The sequence below is a fragment of the Bacillus sp. KICET-3 genome (assembly GCF_033261025.1).
Taxonomy (GTDB): domain Bacteria; phylum Bacillota; class Bacilli; order Bacillales; family Bacillaceae; genus Bacillus; species Bacillus sonorensis.
In genome coordinates this window covers 3,835,576-3,851,483 of sequence record NZ_CP137345.1, presented here as the reverse complement: position 1 = coordinate 3,851,483, position 15,908 = coordinate 3,835,576, and the positions used below count along the sequence as shown (strand labels likewise).

Annotated in this window: 17 protein-coding genes; 6 read left to right on the top strand and 11 right to left on the bottom strand. The window is 49.4% G+C overall.

The features are described from left to right. Window positions 1-28: 28 nt before the first annotated feature. From R5H20_RS19745 to R5H20_RS19720, 6 genes are all read left to right on the top strand, one after another. Window positions 29-790 carry a DeoR/GlpR family DNA-binding transcription regulator gene (locus tag R5H20_RS19745; RefSeq protein ID WP_006639099.1) on the top strand — a complete coding sequence of 254 codons (762 nt, stop codon included), beginning with the start codon at window positions 29-31 and terminating at the stop codon, window positions 788-790. An 83-nt stretch (window positions 791-873) separates the two neighbouring features. Next, a complete protein-coding gene (locus tag R5H20_RS19740) occupies window positions 874-1,422 on the top strand; it encodes a DJ-1/PfpI family protein (protein ID WP_006639098.1) in 549 nt (182 codons plus the stop codon). 102 nt (window positions 1,423-1,524) lie between these two features. After that, window positions 1,525-1,830, top strand: coding sequence for a copper-sensing transcriptional repressor CsoR (csoR, locus tag R5H20_RS19735; RefSeq protein WP_006639097.1), 306 nt, complete (start codon window positions 1,525-1,527; stop codon window positions 1,828-1,830). Window positions 1,831-1,925: 95 nt separating this feature from the next. After that, window positions 1,926-2,135 (top strand): copper chaperone CopZ, encoded by a 210-nt coding sequence (gene copZ, locus R5H20_RS19730; protein WP_006639096.1) that lies wholly within the window; start codon window positions 1,926-1,928, stop codon window positions 2,133-2,135. A gap of 78 nt (window positions 2,136-2,213) precedes the next feature. Further along, on the top strand, window positions 2,214-4,649 hold the full coding sequence (locus R5H20_RS19725; protein WP_006639095.1) for a heavy metal translocating P-type ATPase: 2,436 nt from the start codon (window positions 2,214-2,216) through the stop codon (window positions 4,647-4,649). Continuing rightward, window positions 4,646-4,780 carry a hypothetical protein gene (locus tag R5H20_RS19720; protein ID WP_006639094.1) on the top strand — a complete coding sequence of 45 codons (135 nt, stop codon included), beginning with the start codon at window positions 4,646-4,648 and terminating at the stop codon, window positions 4,778-4,780. The genes R5H20_RS19725 and R5H20_RS19720 overlap by 4 nt, the downstream gene beginning before the upstream one ends. A gap of 93 nt (window positions 4,781-4,873) precedes the next feature. Here R5H20_RS19720 and R5H20_RS19715 read toward each other — a convergent pair whose 3' ends face one another. The 11 genes from R5H20_RS19715 to R5H20_RS19665 form a co-directional block, all read right to left on the bottom strand. Then, complete coding sequence (locus R5H20_RS19715; RefSeq protein WP_141231089.1) at window positions 4,874-5,056, bottom strand: hypothetical protein; 183 nt, start codon at window positions 5,054-5,056, stop codon at window positions 4,874-4,876. Window positions 5,057-5,070: 14 nt separating this feature from the next. Then, entirely contained in the window at window positions 5,071-5,922 is an 852-nt protein-coding gene (locus tag R5H20_RS19710; protein WP_006639092.1) for a tagatose bisphosphate family class II aldolase, read from the bottom strand. 23 nt (window positions 5,923-5,945) lie between these two features. After that, on the bottom strand, window positions 5,946-6,404 hold the full coding sequence (locus R5H20_RS19705; RefSeq protein WP_006639091.1) for a PTS sugar transporter subunit IIA: 459 nt from the start codon (window positions 6,402-6,404) through the stop codon (window positions 5,946-5,948). A gap of 5 nt (window positions 6,405-6,409) precedes the next feature. Beyond that, complete coding sequence (locus R5H20_RS19700) at window positions 6,410-7,813, bottom strand: PTS fructose transporter subunit IIC (protein WP_006639090.1); 1,404 nt, start codon at window positions 7,811-7,813, stop codon at window positions 6,410-6,412. A 16-nt stretch (window positions 7,814-7,829) separates the two neighbouring features. Continuing rightward, complete coding sequence (gene pfkB / locus R5H20_RS19695) at window positions 7,830-8,744, bottom strand: 1-phosphofructokinase (protein ID WP_006639089.1); 915 nt, start codon at window positions 8,742-8,744, stop codon at window positions 7,830-7,832. 83 nt (window positions 8,745-8,827) lie between these two features. Further along, window positions 8,828-9,616: a MurR/RpiR family transcriptional regulator gene (locus R5H20_RS19690; RefSeq protein WP_006639088.1), complete on the bottom strand. Its 789-nt coding sequence runs from the start codon at window positions 9,614-9,616 to the stop codon at window positions 8,828-8,830. Window positions 9,617-9,745: 129 nt separating this feature from the next. Beyond that, window positions 9,746-10,075, bottom strand: coding sequence for a four-helix bundle copper-binding protein (locus R5H20_RS19685; protein ID WP_224254438.1), 330 nt, complete (start codon window positions 10,073-10,075; stop codon window positions 9,746-9,748). Window positions 10,076-10,182: 107 nt separating this feature from the next. Next, window positions 10,183-11,118: a metal ABC transporter substrate-binding protein gene (locus R5H20_RS19680; protein WP_006639086.1), complete on the bottom strand. Its 936-nt coding sequence runs from the start codon at window positions 11,116-11,118 to the stop codon at window positions 10,183-10,185. Between the two features lie 19 nt (window positions 11,119-11,137). Then, window positions 11,138-11,995 (bottom strand): metal ABC transporter permease, encoded by an 858-nt coding sequence (locus R5H20_RS19675; protein WP_006639085.1) that lies wholly within the window; start codon window positions 11,993-11,995, stop codon window positions 11,138-11,140. Continuing rightward, window positions 11,995-12,738, bottom strand: a complete 744-nt coding sequence (locus tag R5H20_RS19670) for a metal ABC transporter ATP-binding protein (protein WP_006639084.1) — start codon at window positions 12,736-12,738, stop codon at window positions 11,995-11,997. Before R5H20_RS19670 ends, R5H20_RS19675 begins: the two co-directional genes overlap by 1 nt. Before the next feature lie 226 nt (window positions 12,739-12,964). Then, complete coding sequence (locus tag R5H20_RS19665; protein WP_029419524.1) at window positions 12,965-15,901, bottom strand: glycoside hydrolase family 3 C-terminal domain-containing protein; 2,937 nt, start codon at window positions 15,899-15,901, stop codon at window positions 12,965-12,967. Window positions 15,902-15,908 lie beyond the last annotated feature (7 nt).

Genomic DNA, 15,908 nt, shown 5'->3' with positions numbered 1-15,908 from the left:
TTTTTACGTAGAGGAAGGAAGTAAACGGATGCTTGTAGCTGAAAGACACCAAAAAATCGTCGAACTAGTCAATCTGCGCTCGAGCGTACGCGTCACAGAGTTAAGCGAGCTATTTTCTGTCACAGAGGAAACGATCAGGCGCGATTTGGAAAAGCTTGAAAAGGAAAACAAGCTGAAAAGAAGCCACGGAGGAGCAGTCAGCGTGCAAACGGAAGAAGCGGAAGTGCACTTTCGGGAGCGCGAAATTACGAATGTCCTCGAAAAAAAGATGATTGCCTATGAAGCGGTCAAGCTTGTCGAAAGCGGAGAACGCATCATTCTCGATGCCAGCACGACGGCGTGGTATATGGCAAAAACGCTTGAAAACATTCCCCTCACCGTCATTACGAATTCGGTCAGAGTGGCGATGGAGCTTAGCAAAAAGGATAAAATCACGGTCATCTCCACCGGAGGAATGCTGCTTCCGCAATCCATGTCATTTGTCGGCCCGTTGGCGGAGCGTTCCCTTGAGATGTACCATGTGAACAAAACTTTCCTTTCCTGCAAAGGGGTTGATCCTGCAAAGGGGTTGAGCGATTCAAATGAATGGCAGGCCCTTCTGAAAAAGCGGATGATCGATATCGCCGATCAGACGGTTATTATGGCGGACAGCAGCAAATTTGGAAAACGGGCGTTTTCGCAAATCGATCAGCTTCATGACGGGCACGTGGTGATTACCGATTCAGGCATTGATGAAGAATCGCTGGCCGCATTGAAGGAAAAAACGGAGGCGGTGACGATTGTCGGCTAAAAGAGCTCCGAGCGCTTGGTTTTAAAAGAAGGCCTGAATCGGATACAATAAAAGGGTAGACTAAAAAAAGGGAGATGTTTTGGATGGCGAAAAAGGTACTGATTGTAACGGGTGACGCAGTTGAAGCGCTTGAAGTGTATTACCCTTATTACCGTTGTCTGGAAGAAGGCTTTGAGGTGACGATTGCGGCGCCGAAAAAGAAAAAGCTCCATACGGTCGTTCATGACTTCTTAGATTGGGATACATACACCGAAAAACCGGGCTATTTAATCGAGGCGCACGCATCATTTGATGAGGTTGATCCATCAGAATACGACGGCCTTATCATCCCGGGCGGACGCGCTCCCGAATTCATTCGGATGTATGACTCATTATTAAAGATCGTCGCCCATTTCTTTGAGGAAAATAAACCGGTCGGCGCCATTTGTCATGCGAGCCTGATTTTCACCAGTCTGAGAGAACATCTGAAAGGACGCGAGCTGACCGCTTACATTGCGTGCAAGCCTGAAGTTGAAGCGTCAGGCGCTACCTATATTGAAGAAAAGCTGCATGTTGACGGAAACCTTGTCTCAGGGCATGACTGGTCCAACCTTCCGGAATTCATGAGAGAATTTTTCAAAGCGCTGAAATAATACAGAAGATGACCCCATCTGCTCGGGGTTATCTTTTTTAGACATCATTCTGTTTACATTTTATAATGATATTACCGCCATGTAAGAAAGAGAGGTGTTCCAATGACAGCACATCATGAAGAACATATGCTGAACCCCAAAAGCTCAAAGGAAAAGGAGCAAATTACAAACCGGTTAAAAAGAATTGAAGGACAGGTCAGGGGCATTCAGAACATGATTGAAAACGACCGTTACTGCGTCGATATACTCGTTCAAATTTCCGCAGTTCAAGCCGCCATGCAAAAGGTGGCGTTCAGTCTGCTGGAAAATCATACCCATCATTGCGTGGCCGACGCCATTCAAAGCGGCAAAGGCGAAGAAGCGATTGAAGAGCTGCTGGGCGTGTTTAAACGCTTTTCAAAATCATAAAAGAACTAATGAGAAGAATGTTTTCTTGAAATACCCTACAGGGGTATGGTAATATGAAATTGATCAATATCATCAAACCTTGGGAGGCTTTCAATATGGAACAAAAAACGCTTGATGTGAAAGGAATGTCCTGCAACCATTGCGTTCAGGCCGTTGAAGGGAACGTCGGGAAATTGAGCGGCGTTGAATCCGTCAAAGTGGATTTGGGAAGCGGAAAGGTTGACGTTTCATTTGATGCAGACAAAGTATCACTGAAAGAGATCGTCGATGTCATCGAGGATCAAGGGTATGATGTCGCTCACTAGGGAAAAATACGCGCTGTAAGGGCGCGGTTTTTTCTGCGAGAATATATACCTATGGGGGGTATATAAGGAGTGAAGGATATGGGTGAACAAAAAGAAGCCACTCTTCAAATATCAGGCATGACATGCGCCGCATGTGCGGCCCGGATTGAAAAAGGCTTAAAACGTCTTGACGGGGTTGAAGATGCCAATGTGAATCTGGCGCTGGAAAAATCGAAAGTCACCTACGATCCGGTGCGCGTTGATGTCGGGCAGCTGGCTGATAAGGTGGAGTCGCTCGGTTACCGCGTGGCGGCCGAAAAAGCGGAATTTGCGATTTTAGGGATGACATGCGCGGCTTGTGCAAACCGGATCGAAAAGCGGCTCAATAAACTGCCCGGTGTCAAAAGCGCACCTGTCAATTTTGCCCTTGAGACGGTGACAGCCGAGTATTTTCCAGGCGCCGCATCTGTGGACGACATGCAAGAAGCTGTTGAAAAGCTCGGCTACAAGCTGACATTAAAAGAAGATAAGAGCGAAGGCGGCGCGGCAGAGCAGAGGGAAAAAGACATCCAAAACCAGACGGGAAAATTCATATTTTCCGCCATTTTGTCTTTTCCGCTGCTGTGGGCGATGGTCAGCCATTTCAGATTCACGTCATTTATCTGGCTGCCTGATATGCTGATGAATGCGTGGGTGCAATTGGCGTTGGCCACCCCGGTGCAATTTATTGTCGGCAGACAATTCTACGTCGGCGCTTACAAAGCGCTGCGGAACAAAAGCGCCAATATGGATGTGCTCGTCGCACTCGGAACGTCGGCGGCCTATTTTTACAGCCTTTATTTAAGTATTGCCAGCCTCGGAACCAATGGACATCCAGAAGGCCTCTATTATGAAACAAGCGCCATCCTGCTGACGTTGATTATTTTAGGGAAGCTGTTTGAGGCTAAAGCGAAAGGCCGCTCATCTGATGCGATCAAAAAGCTGATGGGACTTCAGGCAAAGACTGCGACCGTCGTCAGAAACGGCGAAGAAATGACCGTGCCGATTGAACAGGTGCTGGCCGGCGATATCATGCACGTCAAACCCGGCGAAAAAATTCCGGCGGACGGAGAGATTGTTGAAGGCCGTTCAGCCTTGGACGAATCGATGATTACCGGTGAAAGCATCCCCGTCGACAAAACGGTCGGAGATCAAGTAATCGGCGCTACGGTCAATAAAAACGGATTTTTGAAAATCAGAGCTGAAAAAGTAGGAAAAGACACGGCATTGGCGCAAATTATTAAAGTGGTGGAAGAGGCGCAAGGGTCAAAGGCGCCGATTCAGCGGCTTGCTGACCGCATTTCAGGTGTTTTTGTCCCGATTGTCGTCGCGATCGCCATCATAACGTTCGTGGCCTGGTATTTGGCCGTGAATCCCGGCGATTTCGGCGCAGCGCTCGAAAAGCTGATCGCCGTTCTTGTCATCGCATGTCCGTGCGCGCTCGGGCTTGCAACGCCGACTTCGATAATGGCGGGTTCGGGACGGGCGGCCGAATACGGCATTTTGTTTAAAGGCGGAGAGCACTTAGAGACCGCTCACCGCTTAGACACGGTGATTCTTGATAAAACGGGGACAGTCACAAACGGAAAGCCGCAGCTCACAGATGTACGCCCCGAATCATGGCTGAATGAAACGGAATTCCTCACATTGGCCGGATCGGCGGAAAAAAATTCCGAGCATCCGCTTGCCGAAGCGATCGTTGAAGGCATCAGGCAGAGAGGAATCGATCCGGACGATCCGAGCCGCTTTGAAGCGATACCCGGATACGGTATTGAAGCCGCTGTTGATGAGAAGCAGGTTTTGATTGGTACGAGACGGCTTTTGGAACAGCACGGGATCGATATTTCCCACGTACTTGGCAATATGGAGAAGCTTGAGAAACAAGGGAAAACGGCGATGCTTGCAGCAATTGACGGCCGGTTTGCGGGATTAATTGCCGTGGCCGATACGATCAAGGATACGTCGAAAGCGGCGGTTGAAAGGCTCAAGGATATGGGGCTTGACGTCGTCATGATTACCGGAGACAACCGGCGGACGGCAGAAGCGATCGCTGCCGAAGCGGGAATCGAGCGGGTGGTAGCCGAAGTGCTGCCTGAAGGAAAAGCGGAAGAAATCAGAAAGCTTCAAGCGCAAGGAAAAAAAGTCGCCATGGTCGGCGACGGCATCAATGATGCTCCGGCTTTAGCAGCGGCAGACACGGGTATGGCCATCGGAACAGGGGCCGACGTTGCTATGGAAGCCGCCGATATTACCCTGATCCGCGGAGATTTAAACAGCATCGCCGATGCGATCTCCATGAGCAAGCTCACGATCAAAAACATTAAACAAAATCTGTTCTGGGCGTTCGCGTACAACAGTGTCGGCATTCCATTCGCCGCCCTCGGCTTTTTAGCCCCGTGGCTCGCCGGCGCCGCCATGGCGTTCAGCTCGGTATCGGTCGTTCTGAATGCGCTCAGGCTGCAAAAGGTGAAACTGGATTGGAGGAATCCGTCTTGAAAAACAGAAAAGTGCTGATTTGGACGGTTTCGGCGGTTGTTTATGTGGGACTCGTAATTGGCGTGTACAGCATTTTTTCCGGCCAGAATTCCACTCCGGATGAACAGCATCCGAGCCATCAGTCAGAATAATGTGAGGAAAGGATCCCCGGTTTGTTTTCCAGGGATCCTTTTCATTTTTTTGAAAGCGGAAAACATCTTGAAACAGAATGGAAGATGCACGCATCATAATCCTTCTGTTTCAAGATGGCTGAATGGCATTGATTTACAGACGGAACAGCGCCGATCTGTGACTGATGAAGCGGGATCGTAATTTTCCGGCTGTGGTTCGATCCGCCCGGCCGGCCCTGCGGCGGAGATGGATTCGTATTCCAGGCGGAAAGCCGGATGCCCTTCAAAAGGAGGCATCCGGCTTTTGCTGTTTAATATCTTCCGTTGCTCATACACATATAAATTTTTTCTTCGACGATTTTTTTCATCGCTTCTTTGGCGGGAGCCATGTATTTTCTCGGATCGCTCGCTTCGGGATGATCGTTTAGATAATGGCGCAGCTTATCGGAAAAAGGAATTTTTAATTCTGTCGCGATGTTCACCTTTGCGCAGCCCAGTTTGATGCACCTTCTGACGTCTTGTTCGGGAATCCCTGATGCGCCGTGCAGGACCAGCGGGATCGAGACGCGTTTTTGTATCTCGGCCAGCCGGTCAAAATCGATTTTCGGCTCTGAAGAATAAAGGCCGTGAGCCGTGCCGATCGCAACGGCCAATGAGTCGATGCCGGTTTTGTCGACAAACTCCTTGGCCGCATCCGGATCAGTGTAATATGCATCAGCCTGATCCACGACAAGATCATCTTCCTGTCCGCCAAGCCGTCCGAGCTCCGCTTCAACAGTGGCGTCTTTCTGCCGGGCATACTGAACGACTTTTTTCGTCATTGCGATATTTTCTGCGAATGGATGATGGGACGCATCGATCATCACGGATTTCGTTCCCAATGTCAATGATTCGCGAATATCATCGATGTGCTCATGATGGTCAAGATGAAGGGCGACCGGTACCGTGCAGCGCGCCGCAGCCGTCTCTGTGATCGCCTGGATGTAGTCGCGGCCGGCATAGCTGAATGTTCCCGGGGTCGCCGCAAGAATCACGGGCGACCTAAGAGCTTCCGCCGTTTCGGTCACGGCCTGCACGGTTTCGAGATTGTGAATGTTGAAGGCTGGCACCGCATAGCCGTTTGCCTGCGCGTCCAGCAGCATTTTTTTTGTATTTGTCAGCATTCCGATTCCTTCTTTCATAAGAATTAAGATATATAGGCTGAGATGGTGTGCTGAATGGCTTCAGGGCTTTCCGCCTCAAGCAGCTGCCGTCTCACATCGTCATGAACGAGCATGCGCGACAGGGATGATAGCAGTTGCAAATGCGTGCTGTTTGCCTCGGCATCAGGTATAAATAAAGCAATGATGAACGTGACCGGTGTCTGATCAAGAGCGTTCCATTCAATACCTGTTTTGTTTTTCATTATCAATACGGCCGCTTCTTTTATGTCCTCAAGCTTTGTATGAGGGATGGCAAATCCGTCGATAAAGCCGGTCGTGCTTTCCGTTTCTCTTTTTGCCAAACCGTTTACGACCGCTTCCTTTGATGCTGCGATTCCAGAGTCATAGGCGATTTCGGCCAGTCTGTCAAAGACCTCAGCTTGCGATGACAATTCTTCGTGAAGGCAGATATGCTCTTTTTTTACAAATATCGTTGTGCTCATAATGATCAGCCTTTCTCAATTTTTTCATATGCCCGTTTTTGGTATAAGCCGTACAAGAAAGCGCCGATGAGCGAACCGATTAAAATCGACACGACCCATTGAAATGCTCCGTTGACGACTGGGAGGACAAGGAAACCGCCGTGCGGGGCCGGCACCTGAACGCCGAACGAATACGTTAAAATGGCTGATACTGATGAACCGATCATCAAAATCGGGATGACAGGGATCGGTTTTTTGGCGGCGAACGGGATGGCGCCTTCTGTGATGTGAGTGGCGCCGAGAATGAAATTGACGAGCCCGGCATTCCGGTCCTGCTGGCTGAAGTATTTTCGGAAAAACAAAGTGGCAAATGCAATGACGAGCGGCGGGGTGATGCATGCGGCAGAGACGCCGGCCATGAAATACTGGTTCCCTTCGGCAAGCAGCGCGGTTCCCGTGACATATGCCGCTTTATTGACTGGTCCGCCCATGTCGAAGGCGCTCATACATCCGATGATGAGGCCGAGAATGACGGGACTCGCTCCTTGAAAGTCGGCCAAAAAGTGCTTCATGCCTTCATTGATCGCTGTCATCGGTTCCACTAATACGAACATGACGGCTCCGATCAGAAAGATGCCGAGGACGGGATAAAGGAAGATCGCTTTTAATCCTTCAAGCGACTGCGGCATTTTTTTCAGTACATAAGATAGGCCGTAAATGATCAGCCCGGCTAAAAATCCGGAGACAATTCCGCCTAAAAAGCCGGCTCCGCCCGTACTGGCGATCATTCCGCCGATAAACCCGACAATCAGGCCCGGGCGTTTGGCCATTGAATCGGCGATATATGCCGAAAGGATCGGAACCATCAGCTGGAAGCCGAACGCGCCGGTTTTGTTTAGCAATTCGGCAAACGCGTTATAGCTTGGATGTTTCGGATCAGCGGAATGAATGCCGAATAAAAACGAGATCGCGATCAACACTCCTCCGCCGACGACGAACGGAAGCATGTGGGAGACGCCGTTCATCAGGTGTTTATAAATTTTCCGGCCGGCCGACCCGGATTCGATGATGTCTGTTTCTTCCGCTGTTTTTTCGGCTGTCTTTTTGCCGTAAATCGGTGCTTTTTTATTGATCAGCGTCTGAATCAGTGCTTCCGCATCCCGAATTCCGCGGGCGACGGGAACGTCAAGAACAGGCTTGCCTATAAAACGGTCGGCGCCCACATCCTTGTCCGCCGCAATAATCACCCCGTCAGCCTGCTTAATGTCCTCAGCCGACAGTTCGTTTTGCACGCCGACCTGGCCGTGGGTTTCCACTTTGATGTCGACGCCCAGCTTTGCTGCGGCTTGTTTTAAAGCTTCTTCAGCCATAAACGTATGGGCGATTCCGGTCGGACAGCCGGTCGCGGCAATGATTTTGATGTTTGCCATGTTAAAACCCCCTTTTTTATAAATGAGTGATCCGAATTTGCGGCAGGATATCATCGAGTCTGGACAAATCGCAGAGCCCTTTTGAAAAGGCCGTCAGCGCTCCTGCGGCCGACGCCTGCTTTAATGCGTCTTCAAGAGGAATGCCGAGCTTCTGTTTGCCGATGAACACCGCGAGCATGGCATCACCCGCACACGCGGTGTTGACGACTCTGCCTTTGGCTGATGTCACCTTTAATGTCTGATTGCGGTCAAAATATACCGCACCGTCCTTTCCGCGGGTGACGAGCACCCGTTCAGCCCCCCGCTCTAAAAGCTCCCGGCCGTAATAGACGATTTCCTCCTCTGACAGCGCTTTCTTCATATTGAAAAATGCGGCCAGTTCCTGTTCATTCGGTTTGATCAGGTAAGGGCGGTATGGAAGGCAGTCGAGAAGTGCGGGCGAGCTGATATCTAAAATCAGCTTTAAGTCCCGTTTGGCGGCAATACTGGCCAAAGCCGGGTAAATGTCTTCCTGAACGCCTTTTGGAAGGCTGCCGGAAACAAATAAAATGCGTCCCCGCGGAATCTCGCGAATTTTATGGATCAATTCCTGTGTCCGCTCTTCTGATATGAGCGGTCCTTTGTTGACAATTTTGAATTCACGGTGTGCGTTGATAAAAATATTAATCCGGGAAATTCCGTCAACCTTTACAAAATCGGTTGCGATGTTTTCTTTTTTCAGCTCATCTTCAATAAAGCGCCCTGTAAACCCCCCTGTAAATCCGAGCGCCGTATTGTCGAGGCCGAGGCGCTTCAGCATAAAGGAAATATTGACGCCTTTTCCGTTAGGCTGGTAATCTTCATCTGTCGTGCGGTTGACAATATCGGGAAGCAAATCACCGGTTTCCACAAACAGGTCGATGGCGGTATTCATCGTGCATGTATAGATCATGTTGTTTCCCCCCTTTATCTATGACTTCACAGACATTATGTCACAGATCAAAGGAGGGATGTTTACAGGTTGTGTAAAGGTTTTCAACCAGATGTTTCATGCGAGGTGCGAATCACGTATGAATCGAGCATAATGCGGGAGAGGACTTGCAGGGGCAGGCGTGAGCGGACTTCGTAATCCGGAAAAAAAGACTGTTCTCCTTTGAAACCGACCAGCACGATCTCAGACAGTTTTGCGAGCCTGGAGTCAATTCTTGTCGTCAACGTAATCGAGGAAATCGCCTGCAATTTGAAATTGGTTGCGGCCTCGACCAGTTCTTCCGTTTCCCCGTTCAGTGAGATAAACAGGCCTAGATCCTGTTTTGTCAGTGTTTTCGATTTGCCTCTGATAATGTTCGGATCGCTGTGCATTTCGCAGTTTTTTCCGAGCAGCTGGAGCTTGATCGTCATTTCCGTACCGATCATTTCAGATAAGCCTCTTGCAAAAATATAAATTTTTGCGGCATTGTTGATTTTCTGTATGGCGTCTTCAATCAGGCCGATATCAAGCATTTTGATCGTATCAAGGACTTCCCGTTCGTTTTTCAATATGGCCTGTTTGATCTGGCTGTCGATATCATCCATGAGGGGAGTATGTCCGAGCTGATGGCTCTCTTTCAATGCATATTTAAAGGAAGTGTAGCCGTCATAGCCGAGCTTTTTCATCAGCCTGACAATCGTAGCTGTTGAAACATTGGCATTTTCGCTTAGTTTCACGATCGACTGGGTTGAGATCAGGTCCAGGTGCTGATAAATATACTCCAGCAAATGGCGTTCGGAGTCGCTGAGTGTCTGATATGTGTCGGAAGTCATTTGGAACAAGCTGTCTTTCATATGGAAAACCCCCTTTTATAGTCATATTGTATCAGTTTGACAGGGGGAGAAGACTAAAAATCGCAGGGGGAGAGAAATAAAAAAACCGGCTTCATGCCCAAATGTTTGGACACGCCGGATGTTCTTTCATTAAGAAGCCATGTTTCTGCAGGCCTCGGCACATCTGAAACAGCTTTCAGCGCATACCTGGCAATGGCTATGCTTATGGAAGCTGCACTCGTTTCCGCATGCTTCACAAACCTTTGCACACAACAAGCAAATATCTTCAGCATACGGGCTGTTCCGTGTCATTGCCTGGACGGCGGCATGGCATATGTCGGCGCATTCTCTGTCCAAGCGGATGCATTCGGCCATCATGGAGGCGTCTTCTTCCATTAGGCATTTGTCAAAGCACTCGTTGCAAAGCTGAAGACACTCCTGACAGGCTTTGATGCACTCATCATATGATACGTTTTCCACAGTAAACACTCCTTTTTCCGCGCTTTCTGTACACAGTACCCTTCGCGAAAATCGGGCAAACCTGACAAACGGCTGCAGATCCATATACAGCCACAGCCGTTTGCCATTTATTCCGCGAGTCCCTGATGGATGCGGTCAAGATTTTCTTTCATCATCTGATAATAGGATTCTCCGGCTTCACCCGGCTTGCCGATCGAATCGGTAAATACTTTTCCTTTGATCGGCACGCCGGTTTCGGCTGACAGGCTTTCCATACTTCGCGGATCAACGCTTGTCTCTACGAATAATGCCGGAACTTTCTTTTTCTTCACCGTGTCGACGATCTTTTTCATCTGCCCGGGGGTGCCTTCATTTTCGGTATTAATCTCCCAAATATATTGGGCGTCTACACCGTATGCCGCCGCAAAATATTTAAAGGCGCCTTCGCTTGTCACGAGGATGCGGCGGTCTTTCGGGATGTCATTAAAGCGGTCCACCGCTTCGACATGAAGCTTTTCCAGCTTTTCAATATAGGCCGCCGCGTTTTTTTCGTAGTCTTTTTTATGATCGGGATCTTTTTTGATCAGCGCGTCCCGTGCATTTTTAGCATATTGAATCCCGTTTTGAATGTCGAGCCATGCATGGGGATCTTCTTCTGTTTCTTTTCCTTTCGATGTGAGGTGCTTCGCTTTCACACCTTCGCTCAGCTTATAAACCGGGGCATCATCTCCGGCTTTTTCGGCCGTTTCAAGCAGCTTGGTAAACCAGCCGTTGCCTGTCTCAAGATTCAGCCCGTTATAAAAGACGATATCGGCATCCGTCGTTTTTTGGACGTCCTTTGGCAGCGGGTCGTATTCATGAGGATCTGTGCCGACAGGGACGATGCTGTACAAATCAATGTGATCGCCCCCGACGTTTTTGACGATGTCATAAAGGATCGAATACGTGGTCACAACTTTCAATTTTCCGTTTTCTTCACTGCTGCTTTTCGCTGAACAGCCGGCGGCGAGAAACAGCATCACAGCCGCCAGAAGCGCGAATTTTTGTTTGACGAACCGTTTCATTTGATTTCCCCCTCTATTTTTATTGAAGTGCTGCTCTTTTCCGTCTTGATCTCAATGATCTCCAGAGCACACCTTGTTTCGGTGAAAACATAAAGGCCAGACCGAACAGGATCGTAGCGGTAAGAACAATCGCCGCCCCAGATGCGAGATTGTACGTGTAGCTCAGCCCCAGGCCGATGACTGCCGACAAAGCGCCGAAGAAAGCGGCCATATAGATCATCACCCACAGCCGGTCCGTCAATAAGTATGCGGTGGCGGCAGGCGTGATCAGCATCGCGACGACGAGGATGATGCCGACGGTTTGAAGCGATGCGACCGTCACCATTGTCAAAAGCGTCATTAAAAAGTAATGGATCAGCCGGTTCGGCAAACCGTAGACGGCGGCCATCGTCGGGTCGAACGAAGTGATCAGCAGCTCTTTATAAAACAGAAAGACGGCTGTCAGGATGAGGATGCCGATGACAAGCGTGATCCACATATCTGATGAACGGACGGCGAGTACATTGCCGAATAAAATGTGGTACAGATCGCTTGAGCTTTTCACAAGCGTGATCAAAATGATGCCGACCGCGAAAAAGGCGGTAAACACGATGCCGATGGCCGAATCGTTTTTTATCCGGCTGTTTTGGCTGACATAGCCGATTCCGAGCGCGGTCAGTACGCCGGTGAAAACGGCTCCGAAGAAAAAGTTGACGCCCAGCATATAAGAAATGGCGACCCCCGGCAGGACGGCATGGGAGATAGCGTCGCCCATGAGCGCCATTCCCCGTAAAATGATGAAGCAGCCGATTACTCCGCAAATGATGCCGACCATAATTGATGTAAACAATGATTTTTGCAAAAAGGAATATTCCATCAGTCCATTGATAAATTCCATCAGATTGCCCCCCGTTTCGTTTGCAGAAATGAAAGCTGAGATTCATAGGCTTTCATCATTACGTCCGGCTCGAGGATTTCGGAGACGGGGCCTTTTTGAATCAGCTTTTTATTCAGCAGGATCAGTTCATTGAAGTAGCTGTCCGCTTTGCTCAGATCGTGATGCACCACGAGTACGGTTTTGCCTTCATCACGCAATTCCTGCAATATCCCGACAATCATCTCTTCACTGGTGACATCGATTCCGACGAATGGTTCATCAAGGCAGAACAGCTCAGCTTTTTGGGCGAGCGCCCTGGCAAGAAATACGCGCTGCTGCTGTCCGCCCGACAGCTCGCCGATCTGGCGCTTGGAGAAAGCGGCCATTCCGACTTTTTCAAGGCAATGGTGCGCCCAGTCTTTATGGCTTTTTTTCGGGCGGCGGATAGGCCCCAGCTCAGGATATGTTCCAAGCAGGACGGTATCGAGAACATTGATCGGAAATGTCCAATCCATGTCATTCCGCTGGGGAACGTACGCGATTTTTCTGCGAATCTCCTTCAAAGGTCTTTCAAGCAGGCGGACCTCGCCTTTATCTTTTGGGATCAATTCAAGGATCGCTTTTAATAGCGTCGATTTGCCGGCGCCGTTTGGCCCGATGATCCCGGCCATTTTCCCTTGGTCAATGGAGAAATTGATATCATGGAGCGCCTCGCTGCCATGATATGAAACATATAAATCTTTAACGGTCAATGCTTGTTTCATAGCTGTCATGAACCCCTTTCTATGTCTATATGAAATTAACCCTTATACAATATTTTTAGCTTGGCAACTTTTTTGTTGCCTTGAGACATTTTTTTTACCTAGTGCAACTTTTGGTTGAATTTTAATACATATCCTTTGACTTGTAAAGTTCAAAAATTTCTTAATAAATGGCCAAAGCCATGCAGAACACGCTGCATGGCTTTGTAAATTTTTCTTTTTCTTCAGATTACCGGCGGAATTGAAACGTATCGAGCGCTATTTTTCCTTTGAACACGAAATAAACGCGATGGGTGCCTGTCGTTTTTGGGAGCGAAGTTTTGATTGTTTTCCAGTTTTGCAGTCCTGAAGTATCCGGCACGTTTAGTGAACCGATTTTTTTTCCTTTTACAGGGTGATCCAAATAAATGCCGATTTCTCCGCCACCGCTGCTTGATACCGCTGCTTCAAACCGTTTTTCGCCTTGAAAGCTGGCCAGATGGAAGGCAATCCAGGCGTCTTCTGTATCCGTTTTTACCGCGTCTCCGCCGTGTTTGGATTCTTCAGTGATCCGAACGCCTTTATAATCATCGTAGTTTTCGGCCTTCGTTTTTTTGCTCATATTTCGTTTGGGAATGGTTTCTCCGTCTGCCGGAATTCGTTTCACCAGGCGGATATCCTCTGAGGAACTGCCGATCTTGATGCTGTAGGGGCCTTTTTCGACGGCGAATCTTTCTCTCGTGACGTCCCAAAAGGCGAGGTCTGTCTGTTTCAGTTTAAATGTGACGGTTTTCGTTTCTTTCGGTGAAAGCGTGATGCGCTGGAACCCCTTCAGATCCTTCTTCGGCTGCTTCACCCTTGTGTTGAATTCCGGCGAGGTATAGAGTTGGACGACCTCATCGCCTGTTCTCGCGCCTGTGTTCGTGACCTTGAAGCGAACCGTGACAGATCCGCCTTTTTTCAGGCTTTTGAAGGGGACTGTCAAACCGTGATAGCGAAACGATGTATAGGACAAACCGTGGCCGAACGGATAAAGCGGCCGATCTTCAAAATATTTGTATGTTCTTTTCCCTTTGATGATGTCGTAATCCATCATATCAGGAAGCTCATGGATGGATGCGTGCCACGTCTGCGTCAATCGTCCGCCCGGCGCTTTATCGCCGAAAAGGATATCAGCCAGCGCACGGCCGGCTTCCTGTCCGCCATGAGCGGAATACAAAATGCTGGGTACATGTCTGTCAGCCCAGTTCAAGGCGAACGGATAGCTGCTTGTAACGACCAGCGCTGTGTTCGGATTGGCTTTTGTGACAGCTTTTATCAGCTCCTCTTGTGCGGGAGGAAGGGTGATATCTTTGCGGTCCTGTGTTTCCCGGCCGTTGATATAAGGGTTGTTTCCGACAAAAACAATTGTTTTGTCCGCCGATTTTGCCAGTGCCGCTGCTTCTTCGACGGCGCTTTTGACAACGGTTTTTGCGAATTTTTCCGCCGCTGTCAGCGGCGTATCAGCCGAGGCTGTTAATGTCCCGTCCTTTTTGGCGGTGATGTATTTGCCGTTTGCCGTATTTTTGATGGCATATGTCCCGTCAGGCTGTTTTTCAAGCTGGAAGGTCTCCTTGACCGTCCAGCCGTTTGGCTGCTTTTGGTCCGGAACGACGCTGCCGTCCTCATGAAGTGATGCATAGCGGCCGTTCGCTTGAGCACGCAGCGTGTATATGCCGTCCCCCCAATCGGCCAAGTCGAATGTTTCGCGTTTTTTCAATTCATCTGCAGTTGCCGAAAGCGGTTGTTTTTCGTCTTGAGCTGTCACATATTTTCCCGTCAGTGCGGATCGAAAACCGCTTTGTTCGATTCCTTCCGCGAAAGAGACGCGGTCTTTGCCGATTTTGTCCGTGATTCCAGCAAGCGGGGTGATTTGATAAGGCATTGTCCCGCTGTACCAATCCTCATAAAGCGCATCTCCAAACGGGCCGATTACAGCGATCTTTTCATCCGCGCGCCGCTCGAGAGGGAGCAGCTGTTTGCTGTTTTTTAATAACACGATTGATTGTTCCGCGGTTTTTTTGGCAAGCTTTTGATGTTTCGGGCTGTTGATGACATTCTCTGTGAGACGGCTGTACGGATTGCGCTTATCCGGATCAAATTCGCCCGTTCGGAAGCGGAGGCTGAATACGTTTGCCAACGCCTGATCCAAGTCTTTTTCAGCGATCAGCCCTTTTTTGAGGGCGCCTGTGACTGCGTTCTTTGTCAATGCGGGATTTTCCCCCTGGTCTGTGAAGCTGTCAATCCCCGCTTTCAGAGCATGTGCATGCGCTTCTTCGTGATTGTCATAATAGCGGTGATCATTTACAATTCCTGATGGATCAAAAGCGTCGCTGACGATAAAGAAGTGCTTTCCCGCCCATTTGTTTTTGACGGCGGTGTGAAGAAGCGGGCTTAAAATGGCCGGTTTATCATTGATCGAATTGTAAGCGGGCATCAGTCCGTATGCGGCTTTTTCAGTAATCGCGGTTTCAAACGGCTTGATGTAATACTCCTGCATGTTCCGCGGGTCGATGCTGGAAGAGCTGAAGCCCCGGTCTGTTTCATTGTTGTAGCCGAGAAAATGCTTTAGTGTTGGAACCGTTTTCAAATAAAAAGGGTGGTCTCCTTTTAAGCCGGATGCATAGGCGGCTGATATTTTTCCTGTTAAAAAGGGATCTTCTGAATAGCCTTCTTCATTTCTTCCCCACCTTGGATCACGCAGCAGATCGACGACGGGAGCCCATACATTGACGCCGTTGGCGGCGGGATTGAGATGGTGAAAGCCGCGGACTTCGTCTCCGACCGCAGAGCCGACCCGCTTAATCAAAGCGGGATTCCAGGTGTGAGCGAGCCCCACAGCCTGTGGGAAAACAGTCGCTTTACCGAGCCAGGCGACGCCGTGAAGCGCTTCAGTGCCCGTTTTAAAAGCGGGAATCCCGAGGCGGGGGATGGCGGGCTGATATTGGTGCATGAGCGATACTTTTTCTTCAAGCGTAAGTCGGGAAATGAGATCGCTGACCCTTTTTTCGACGGAAAGCCCGGGGTTTTGAAAAGGGAATTCATATGCCGGTGCTTCAGCCGCCGCCGGGCGCGGCAGGCTGAAACCCGCGATTGAAAGGATTATGCATAGCGCGGTCGCTATGGTCATGCGGACTGACTTCAGCATAGTTTCA

What these genes read in the sequence shown, in the direction of transcription:
- R5H20_RS19745 (WP_006639099.1), top strand. Translation starts at nt 29, where the DNA reads ATGCTTGTAGCTGAAAGACACCAAAAAATCGTCGAACTAGTCAATCTG.
- R5H20_RS19740 (WP_006639098.1), top strand. Translation starts at nt 874, where the DNA reads ATGGCGAAAAAGGTACTGATTGTAACGGGTGACGCAGTTGAAGCGCTT.
- csoR (WP_006639097.1), top strand. Translation starts at nt 1,525, where the DNA reads ATGACAGCACATCATGAAGAACATATGCTGAACCCCAAAAGCTCAAAG.
- copZ (WP_006639096.1), top strand. Translation starts at nt 1,926, where the DNA reads ATGGAACAAAAAACGCTTGATGTGAAAGGAATGTCCTGCAACCATTGC.
- R5H20_RS19725 (WP_006639095.1), top strand. Translation starts at nt 2,214, where the DNA reads ATGGGTGAACAAAAAGAAGCCACTCTTCAAATATCAGGCATGACATGC.
- R5H20_RS19715 (WP_141231089.1), bottom strand. Translation starts at nt 5,056, where the DNA reads ATGCCTCCTTTTGAAGGGCATCCGGCTTTCCGCCTGGAATACGAATCC.
- R5H20_RS19710 (WP_006639092.1), bottom strand. Translation starts at nt 5,922, where the DNA reads ATGCTGACAAATACAAAAAAAATGCTGCTGGACGCGCAGGCAAACGGC.
- R5H20_RS19705 (WP_006639091.1), bottom strand. Translation starts at nt 6,404, where the DNA reads ATGAGCACAACGATATTTGTAAAAAAAGAGCATATCTGCCTTCACGAA.
- R5H20_RS19700 (WP_006639090.1), bottom strand. Translation starts at nt 7,813, where the DNA reads ATGGCAAACATCAAAATCATTGCCGCGACCGGCTGTCCGACCGGAATC.
- pfkB (WP_006639089.1), bottom strand. Translation starts at nt 8,744, where the DNA reads ATGATCTATACATGCACGATGAATACCGCCATCGACCTGTTTGTGGAA.
- R5H20_RS19690 (WP_006639088.1), bottom strand. Translation starts at nt 9,616, where the DNA reads ATGAAAGACAGCTTGTTCCAAATGACTTCCGACACATATCAGACACTC.
- R5H20_RS19680 (WP_006639086.1), bottom strand. Translation starts at nt 11,118, where the DNA reads ATGAAACGGTTCGTCAAACAAAAATTCGCGCTTCTGGCGGCTGTGATG.
- R5H20_RS19675 (WP_006639085.1), bottom strand. Translation starts at nt 11,995, where the DNA reads ATGGAATTTATCAATGGACTGATGGAATATTCCTTTTTGCAAAAATCA.
- R5H20_RS19670 (WP_006639084.1), bottom strand. Translation starts at nt 12,738, where the DNA reads ATGAAACAAGCATTGACCGTTAAAGATTTATATGTTTCATATCATGGC.
- R5H20_RS19665 (WP_029419524.1), bottom strand. Translation starts at nt 15,901, where the DNA reads ATGCTGAAGTCAGTCCGCATGACCATAGCGACCGCGCTATGCATAATC.